This is a genomic window from Rhodopila globiformis, assembly GCF_002937115.1.
GTDB lineage: Bacteria > Pseudomonadota > Alphaproteobacteria > Acetobacterales > Acetobacteraceae > Rhodopila > Rhodopila globiformis.
In genome coordinates, this window is sequence record NZ_NHRY01000259.1 from 1 (window position 1) to 8,674 (window position 8,674).

Consider the following 8,674-nt stretch of genomic DNA (forward strand, 5'->3'; position numbering starts at 1 on the left):
CCAATCGCCGCTCGCCGCGGACCTACGACCGCGACCTCTACAAGGCGCGCCATCTGATCGAAAATTTCTTCGCCAGGCTCAAGCAGTTCCGTGCCATCGCAACCCGCTATGACAAGACTGCCCGCAACTTCCTCGCCGCGGTCCACCTCGCCGCCGCCGTCGTTTGGCTTAATTGACGACACGCCCTAGAGTTCCGAATCGGCACATCTTCTGCTATCAGGCCTTGATGATGCTGCCGTATTGTGAGTGACATGAGTAATCTTACCGCAACCGTGAAACATGTCCGCTCTGGGGTATTTCACGTAGTCTGCTTGGACTCCGTGGGCAACCGAATTAGCAGTGGTTCGGCCTTTATGTCTAAAGGCTATTTAGTAACAAATGGGCATGTATTTGACACTCCACCTCAGACTTCACGAGTGTGGCTACGACGGGATGAGCATACCGCTTGGGACCAAGGGGTGTTCCTTCGTCGAAAGGAATTTGAGAGACGTCGAGTGGTAGCGTCCCCTGCTGACGAGTATGATTACGCCGTTCTAGACATCCCAGAGTTGATGAAGTTTAGTCCGTATCAGTTCGAGGTAACGAGCCACGAGACGAAATCAGTAGGTGAGCAGGTTGCATTCCTCGGTTATCCCCTGGAACACATGAACCTGACGTGCCACGTCGGTATTATCTCGTCCTTCTACAGGCGCGGGCCAGTCGACGTTATTCAGATAGATGCAAGCGTTAATCCTAGTAATTCCGGAGGCCCGCTATTCGATGTTACAACAGGTAGCGTAGTCGGCATTGTTACGAGAAAGGCAACAGGTCTCACCGATTTGTTTAAAACGTTGTGTCAAACTATTGAAAACAACATAAGGATCCTGAACGGCATGGGAATGGACATGGAAATGGGTGGCATCTCCATTAAGCAAGTGTTGGCCGCGGGGCAGGCGCAGATCCTAAGCACGTTGGACCAGATCGAAAGATCTGCTAATGTCGGAATTGGCTACGCATTCTCATGTAAGCACCTTCTTGAGGAGGCCGATTTTTCTCAGCGTCAAGCTACGGGTGACTGACCTCGCGTCCTGGCCTAACAGCCCCGCTCATCGTCACCAGCACAATCGGGCTCATCATACGGGGGCTCAGGCTCAGTATCGGGCGGTGTTGCTGCTGCCGTCCGGCTTGCGGTTTTTGCTGACACAGATACCACGAAGTATCAAATTTCGTTGCAATTTGATGTTGGACATACGTCGGCGTTCAATGTCAGCTCACGGGGGCGCCAGCCAATATTTGCCGGTAGGCCTTTACGGCAAATCAAGCGCCTTGGAACGACTTGGACAGCACGCTAATGCCCCCGCAACACCTGCCCCAAAAACCCCCGCAGCCTCTCCGTCTTCGGCGCCTCGAACACCTCCCCCGGCGTCCCGCTCTCCACCACCTCCCCCCGGTCCATGAACACCACCCGGTGCGCCACCTGCCGGGCAAACCCCATCTCGTGCGTCACGCACACCATCGTCATGCCGTCGTCCGCCAGGCCGATGATGGTATCCAGCACCTCCTTGATCATCTCCGGGTCCAGCGCGCTGGTCGGCTCGTCGAACAGCATGATCCGCGGCTTCATGCACAGCGCCCGCGCGATCGCCACCCGCTGCTGCTGGCCGCCGGACAACTGGCCGGGGTATTTCCCCGCCTGCTCGGGGATCCGCACCCGTTCCAGGTACCCCATCGCCAGCGCTTCCGCCTCCCGCCGCGGCATCTTCCGCACCCGCATCGGCGCCAGCGTGCAGTTCTCCAGGATCGTCAGATGCGGGAACAGGTTGAACGACTGGAACACCATCCCGACCTCCCGCCGGATCGTATCCAGCGCGTGCAGGTCGTCGGTCAGTTCGGTGCCATCGACGATGATGCGGCCTTCCTGGTGCGTCTCCAGCCGGTTGATGCAGCGGATCATGGTGGACTTGCCCGAGCCCGACGGCCCGCACACCACCACCCGCTCCTGCGCCGCCACCGTCAGGCAGACGTCGCGCAGCACGTGCAGGCTGCCGTACCACTTGTTCACCTTGTCCAGCACGATCGCCGGCCCACCATCCACACCCGCGCTCAAACCCCCCTCCCCCGTCAGCGCCGGCGGGAGCGGTCAAGGCCGCGCTCCAGGCTTCGGCTGTATTGCGACATGGCAAAGCAGAAGGCGATGTAGATCACCGCCAGGAACAGGTACACCTCGGTCGAGAAGCTCTGCCACGGCGGGTCGCTCAGCGCCACGTGGCCCATGCTCAGCAGGTCGAACAGGCCGATGATCAGCACCAGCGAGGTATCCTTGAACGAGCCGATGAAGGTGTTGACCAGCGGCGGGATCACCAACCGCAGCGCCTGCGGCAGGATCACCAGCCTGGTCTTCTGCCAGTATGTCAGCCCCAGCGCGTCCGCCGCCTCCGCCTGGCCGGCCGGCAGCGCCTGCAGGCCGCCGCGGATCACCTCGGCCAGGTAGGCGGCGGTGAACAGGATGAAGGCGACCTGCGCCCGCAGCAGCTTGTCGATGTTCACGCCCTCGGGCAGGAACAGCGGGAACATAACGCTGGCCATGAATAGCACCGAGATCAGCGGCACGCCGCGGATCAGCTCGACATACAGCACGCACAGCGCGCGCACCGCCGGCAGCCCGCGCGCCCGCCGCCCCAGCGCCACCAGCACCGCCAGCGGGAACGCGAACGCCAGCCCGAACGTCGCCAGGATCAGCGTGATCGGCAGGCCGCCCCAGGAATCCTCCGGCACCGGCGCCAGCCCCAGCACCCCGCCCCACATCAGCACGCCGACGCCGGCCAGCACGACCACCCAGGCCAGCGCCAGCCCCGCGTGCCAGAACCGGCGCATGGCGGAGACGGCATACAGGCCGATGAACAGCCCCACCACCAGCGCCGGCCGCCACTGCTCGTGATAGGGGAAGCGGCCGAACAGGATCAGCCGCCACTTGTCCGCGATCACCGCCCAGCAGGCGCCAACGCCCGCGGCGTCCAGGCAGGCCGAGGGGTCCGCCATGCCGTTGGCCCCCACCGGCACCGACCAGACGGCATGCACCACGCCCCACGCGAACAGCCCGGCCAGCCCGCGCAGGACCAGGTAGGCCAGCGCCAGCGTCACCGCGGTGGACCACCAGGAACTGAACAGGTTGGCCCGCATCCAGGCCCACGGACCGACACCGCGGGTTCTTTCCGACACCCGGTCAATGCCCGCGTCACCCACCGCTCAGCGCTCCACCAGCGCGATGCGCGCGTTGTACCAGTTCATGAACAGGCTGATCGACAGCGAGATGGTCAGGTACACCGCCATGATCACGGCAATCCCCTCGATCGCCTGCCCGGTCTGGTTCAGCGTGGTGTCGGCGACCGAGACGATGTCCTGGTAGCCGATGGCCACCGCCAGCGAGCTGTTCTTCGCCAGGTTCAGGTACTGGCTGGTCATCGGCGGGACGATGACCCGCAGCGCCTGCGGCAGGATCACCAGCCGCAGCACCTGCCCATGGCGCAGGCCCAGCGCCTCGGCCGCTTCCCACTGCCCGCGCGGGATCGCCTGGATGCCGGCGCGGACGATCTCGGCGACATAGGCGGCGGTATAGACCACCAGCCCGAGCAGCAGCGCGAAGAACTCCGGCGTCAGCGTCAGCCCGCCGCGGAAGTTGAAGCCGCGCAGCACCGGGACTTCCACCGCGAACGGCGCCCCCAGCGCCGCCCAGGCCAGCAGCGGCAGGATCAGCAGCAGCGCCGCCGCCACCGGCCACACGCGCGGCCGGACGCCGGTCGCATCCTGCCGGGCGCGGGCGTGGCGCGCCCACAGCGCGGTGCCCAGCACGCCGGCGGCGAAGGCGGCCAAGGCGGCGGTGTGGGCGGGCTGCCAGTGCAGCAGCGGCAGTACGATGCCGCGGTTCGACACGAACGCGGCGTGGCCCAGGCTCCAGGCCCGCTTCGGCGGCGGCAGCCCCTGCAGCAGCGTGTACCAGAACAGCAATTGCAGCAGCAGCGGGATGTCGCGCAGCGTCTCGACATACACCGCCGTCAGCTTCGCCAGCAGCCAGTTCCGCGACAGCCGCCCGATGCCAACCAGCGTGCCCAGGATGGTCGCCAGGACGATGCCGATGAGTGATACCTCCAGCGTGTTCACCACGCCAACCAGCAGCGCCCGGCCGTAGGTATCGACCGACGGGTTGTACGGCAGCAGCGATTCGCCGATGGGGATGCCGGCGACGCGGTGCAGGAAGCCGAAGCCGGTGGCGATGTGCCGCGCCGCCAGGTTCGCGTTGGTGTTGCCAATCAGGTACCACAGGATCGCACCAACCACCCCGACGATCAGCACCTGCCAGACGATGGCGCGGAACCGCCGATCGGCCCATGACAGCCGGAGCCGCCGCTTCGGCGCCGCCCGCGCAGGGATCGGCCGCTCATCGGCGACGGCGTGGGACATGCGGCAGCGACCTCCCGGGAACGGAACGGCTCTGATCAAGGCAATGTCAGGGCCATTGGCGATGCTTCAGCCGCAAGCCTGGATCAGCGGAACTGTGCGTCGGCTGGCCGGGCAGATCAACCGCTCCCGGCATCTCCCGGTCGTTTCCATGCCAGGCCGCGCGATCGGCATCAGCAGGCTGGAACGTGAACGCCGGCCGCATTAAATTGCCTCCTGACAAACCCGGCGTCGTCCGGCGCCGGCAGCCGCCTCGTTGGACACCAACAGCATGAGCGCATCCCTGAAGCCTCTGACCGCGGATGAATTCCTCGCCTGGGAGCGGGCCCAGCCGGTCCGCTACGAGTTCGACGGCATCCAGCCGGTGGCGATGACCGGCGGAAGTTTCGTGCATGCTCGCGCCATCGCCCGTCTCATCACGGCGCTCGGAACCCGGTTGCAGCCGCCCTGCGAGGTGATCGGACCCGAATTGAAGGTCCTGACTGCCGGCCGGGTGCGCTATCCCGATGCAAGCGTCGTTTGTTCGTCTCCCGAGGATGACCGCGACACGATCGAACCAACCATCGTGTTCGAGGTCCTGTCGCCCTCGACCGCCCTGACCGACCGCCGCGTCAAGGCCGCCGAGTATGCCGCGGTCCCCGGCATTCTCGCCTGCGTCATGCTGGAAACCGACCGCGCCGAGATCACCGTCCGCCGCCGGTCCACCGGCTGGGAAGCTGAAATCATCGAAGGCCTCGACAGCGAACTTCGCCTGCCGGAGGTTGGCATCACGATCCCGATGGGCGACATATACCGCCGCTAGCCACCACACCGGCGGCACCGCGTTATCGCCTGTCGGGTGATTTGCGTCGCGAACAGTGCCAGGAACAAGCTTGGCTGACGTCACGGGGAGGACATCATGAACGCGCCGATGACCGCACTCGCCACCCTGGCTCCGCCGCAGTCGCGGCATGTCCACATCCTGAACCAGCTGGAGCGCAAGCTGCTCTGGCTGTCGGCCTGGATGATCCACAACGCCAACCACATCCGCCCCAACCGCGACGGGCTGAAAGTCGGCGGCCACCAGGCGTCGTGCGCGTCCTGCATCTCCATCCTGGCGGCGCTGTACCTGGAGGTCGCGCGGCCGCAGGACCGCATCGCCGTCAAGCCGCACGCCGGCCCGGTGTTCCACGCGCTGAACTACCTGTTCGGACGGCAAACGCGGGAGAAGCTGGAGGGCTTGCGCCAGTTCGGCGGCATCCAGCCCTATCCGTCGCGGGTCAAGGACGGCGCCGAGGTCGATTTCTCCACCGGTTCCGTCGGCCTGGGCGTGGCCATGACCAGCTTCTCGGCGCTGATCGCCGACTACACAAGGCTGCACGGCCTCGGCCGCACCGACCTGCCGCCCGGCCGCCACATCGCCATCGCCGGCGACGCCGAGCTGGACGAGGGCAACATCTACGAAGCCCTGCTGGAGGGCTGGAAGCACGACGTCCGCAATGTCTGGTGGATCGTCGACTACAATCGCCAGAGCCTCGATTCCGTCGTCCCCGACCGGCTGTTCGGCCGCATCGAGGGCCTGTTCCGCGACATGGGCTGGAACTGCGTCACCATCAAATACGGCCGCAAGCTGCAGGCCGCCTTCGCGCGGGAGGGCGGCGACGCCCTGCGCGCCTGGATCGACGACTGCCCCAACAGCCTGTACTCCGCCCTGACCTTCCAGGGCGGCGCCGCTTGGCGCCAGGCGCTGCTGGCCGATCTGGGGCGGTCGAAGGCGCGGGCGATCATCGATGAGCTGACCGACGACGAACTGGGCGCCCTGATGACCAACCTGGGCGGCCACGACATCGAAACCGTCATCGAGACGCTGCGCGCCGCCGACGCCGACGGGGACCAGCCGACGTGCTTCATCGCCTACACCATCAAGGGCATGGGCCTGCCCTTCGCCGGCCACAAGGACAACCACGCCGGCCTGATGAGCAAGGAGCAGATGGAGCAGTTCCGCCAGGACATGAACATCCGCCCCGGCCACGAATGGGACCCGTTCGAGGGCCTGGACGTGCCCGAGGCCGAACTGCGCGCTTTCCTGGACGGCTGCCCCTTCGGCACCCCTCTGACGCCCGAGGGCCGCAAGCTGACCGCCCCCACGGTCCACATCCCCCCTGCCCTGCCGATGCCCAAGCTGGCCGGCCGGAAAATGTCCACCCAGGGCGGCTTCGGCGAAATCCTCGCCGAGATCGGCCGCGGCCACGGGGAGCTGCGGGAACTCGCCACCCACATCATGACCACGTCGCCGGACGTGACGGTCTCGACCAACCTCGGCCCCTGGGTGAACCGCCGCGGCATCTTCGACCGCCACACCCGCAACGACGTGTTCCGCGATTCCAAGCTGGCCAGCGCCCAGCGCTGGGGCATGTCGCCCAAGGGCCAGCATGTCGAACTTGGCATCGCCGAGCAGAACCTGTTCCTGCTGCTCGGCGCCGCCGGCCTCGCCCCCGCCATGACCGGCGCCCGCGTCCTGCCCATCGGCACGGTGTACGACCCGTTCGTGAACCGCGGCTTGGATGCGCTGATCTACGCCTGCTACCAGGACGCGCGGTTCCTGCTGGTTTCCACCCCCTCCGGCCTGACCCTCGCCCCCGAGGGTGGCCAGCACCAGTCGGTCAACACCCCGCTGATCGGCATGGCGGCCGACAGGCTGGCGAGCTTCGAGCCGGCGCATGTGGACGAGCTGGGCATCCTGCTGCGTCACGCCTTCGACCTGATGCAGCGCCCGGACGGCTCCGCTGCGTGGCTGCGCCTGTCCACCCGCGCGCTGGAGCAGAAGCAGCGCAGCCTGGACGCAAAGGCGGTGATCGCCGGCGCGCACTGGGTGGTGCCGCCGGCGGATGGCGCCCGCATCGCCCTGGCCTACCAGGGCCCGGTGGCGCCCGAGGCCGAGGCGGCGTTCGAGGTGCTGCGCGAGGAGGACCCGGCGGCCGGGCTGCTGGCGATCACCTCCCCGGACCGCCTGCACGCCGGCTGGCTGGCGGCGCAGCGGGCACGCCGCGGCGGATCGCGGGGGGCGGTGTCGCATGTCGAGACCATCCTGGCCCCGCTGGCGCCCGGGGCGGCGCTGGTGACGGTGCTGGACGGGCATCCGGCGACGCATGCCTGGCTGGGCTCGGTACGCGGCCAGCGCGTGGTGCCGCTGGGCCCGGACCGGTTCGGCCAGAGCGGCGACATTCCCGATCTGTATCGCGAATACGGCCTGGACACCGATGCCATCCTGGACGCCTGCGCCCAGGCGATGCTGGCGGACTGAGGCGCGGTACGATCGGGCGGCATGGACGCCGCCACCGCGCTGACGACAAACGACGCCGATGACGCCTCGCGGCCTGGCTCGATGCCGGACCGGGTGGAATGGCCGGTCGCCTCGTTCACCGGCGATGGCGGGCGGGACCGCGTCTGTGGCGCGGTCATCGGCCCCGATCCTGATGCCGCGGCCGTCGTGCCGCCGGGTGCCGGCACGGTGCCGAGCGGGGCAGCTGAAACCAATTCCGCACGGCGCGATCACCGTCTGCCGCGGAGCGTCCGGAAAGCCCGCGTGGGCTGGCAAACAGTCGCAGGGGCAACGCCCGTGGCCGGGTCGAGGCTGCCATCGGTTGCTGCAAACGTATGATCAGGGATGGTCTACGCCGTCATTGCGCAACTGGAACACTGCTCTCAGTACTTTCAGCGGTGAATCCGGCCGGGCGGAAATTATAACAAACCGTAGGTCGATTGGGCTGGGGTGACGGCGCGCGCTCAGCGTCATACCCAACTTCCGCAGTTAGCGCATGATCCGGCTTGAAAACCCGCGGAATATCGCGGCTTTCGCCTGCCTCGACAAAATTGTGGGGCTAAATGCCGAGCTTCCCTGGCCAGGAAGCGCTCCAAGGGCCTTGACTCACGCCGATTCGCTATGGTGTCGGCTTGGCAAGCCAAGGCAGCAGCCATGTTCGTCCGTGTCAAGAAGATCGGCGGCTACGAATATCTCTACAGCAGACCGCAGGTTAGTTGGGACGCAGATGGCCTGTCTTCATCGTCATGGCCCGGCTCGTCCGGGCCACCTGTCGCGGCACACGTGCTGGAATAGGTGGCCCGGACGAGCCGGAGCCTGCGCGCCAAGCTCAAACAAGGCGACAAATCGCTGGTCGGCAACAGCGCCTACCGCCGCTACCTCCGCACACCCGATGAGCAGCACTTCACCATTGATGAAGCGCGCATCGCCGATGAGGCC

The 8,674-nt window shown here is 66.4% G+C and carries 8 protein-coding genes; 5 read left to right on the plus strand and 3 right to left on the minus strand.

What is annotated here, in order from left to right; all coding sequences use genetic code 11:
* Nucleotides 1–176 (plus strand): transposase (locus tag CCS01_RS27650; RefSeq protein ID WP_146101497.1); only part of this gene is annotated, 176 nt, incomplete at its 5' end.
* Nucleotides 177–251: 75 nt separating this feature from the next.
* Nucleotides 252–1,058: a S1 family peptidase gene (locus CCS01_RS27655; RefSeq protein ID WP_104521997.1), complete on the plus strand. Its 807-nt coding sequence runs from the start codon at nt 252–254 to the stop codon at nt 1,056–1,058.
* 269 nt (nt 1,059–1,327) lie between these two features.
* Here CCS01_RS27655 and CCS01_RS27660 read toward each other — a convergent pair whose 3' ends face one another.
* The 3 genes from CCS01_RS27660 to CCS01_RS27670 are packed head-to-tail and all read right to left on the minus strand — an operon-like array spanning nt 1,328 to nt 4,437.
* Complete coding sequence (locus tag CCS01_RS27660; RefSeq protein ID WP_104521998.1) at nt 1,328–2,086, minus strand: amino acid ABC transporter ATP-binding protein; 759 nt, start codon at nt 2,084–2,086, stop codon at nt 1,328–1,330.
* Nucleotides 2,087–2,100: 14 nt separating this feature from the next.
* Nucleotides 2,101–3,222 carry an amino acid ABC transporter permease gene (locus CCS01_RS27665; protein ID WP_239992422.1) on the minus strand — a complete coding sequence of 374 codons (1,122 nt, stop codon included), beginning with the start codon at nt 3,220–3,222 and terminating at the stop codon, nt 2,101–2,103.
* Between the two features lie 3 nt (nt 3,223–3,225).
* Nucleotides 3,226–4,437: an amino acid ABC transporter permease gene (locus tag CCS01_RS27670; RefSeq protein WP_104522000.1), complete on the minus strand. Its 1,212-nt coding sequence runs from the start codon at nt 4,435–4,437 to the stop codon at nt 3,226–3,228.
* A 268-nt stretch (nt 4,438–4,705) separates the two neighbouring features.
* On the opposite strand from CCS01_RS27670, the gene CCS01_RS27675 reads away from it, so the two are divergent.
* The 3 genes from CCS01_RS27675 to CCS01_RS27685 all read left to right on the plus strand — a co-directional run bounded on the left by CCS01_RS27675 (nt 4,706) and on the right by CCS01_RS27685 (nt 8,074).
* Nucleotides 4,706–5,236: a Uma2 family endonuclease gene (locus CCS01_RS27675; RefSeq protein WP_104522001.1), complete on the plus strand. Its 531-nt coding sequence runs from the start codon at nt 4,706–4,708 to the stop codon at nt 5,234–5,236.
* Between the two features lie 96 nt (nt 5,237–5,332).
* Complete coding sequence (locus CCS01_RS35795; protein WP_146101999.1) at nt 5,333–7,717, plus strand: 1-deoxy-D-xylulose-5-phosphate synthase N-terminal domain-containing protein; 2,385 nt, start codon at nt 5,333–5,335, stop codon at nt 7,715–7,717.
* Nucleotides 7,718–7,738: 21 nt separating this feature from the next.
* Nucleotides 7,739–8,074 carry a hypothetical protein gene (locus tag CCS01_RS27685; protein ID WP_104522002.1) on the plus strand — a complete coding sequence of 112 codons (336 nt, stop codon included), beginning with the start codon at nt 7,739–7,741 and terminating at the stop codon, nt 8,072–8,074.
* The last annotated feature ends 600 nt before the right edge of the window (nt 8,075–8,674 follow it).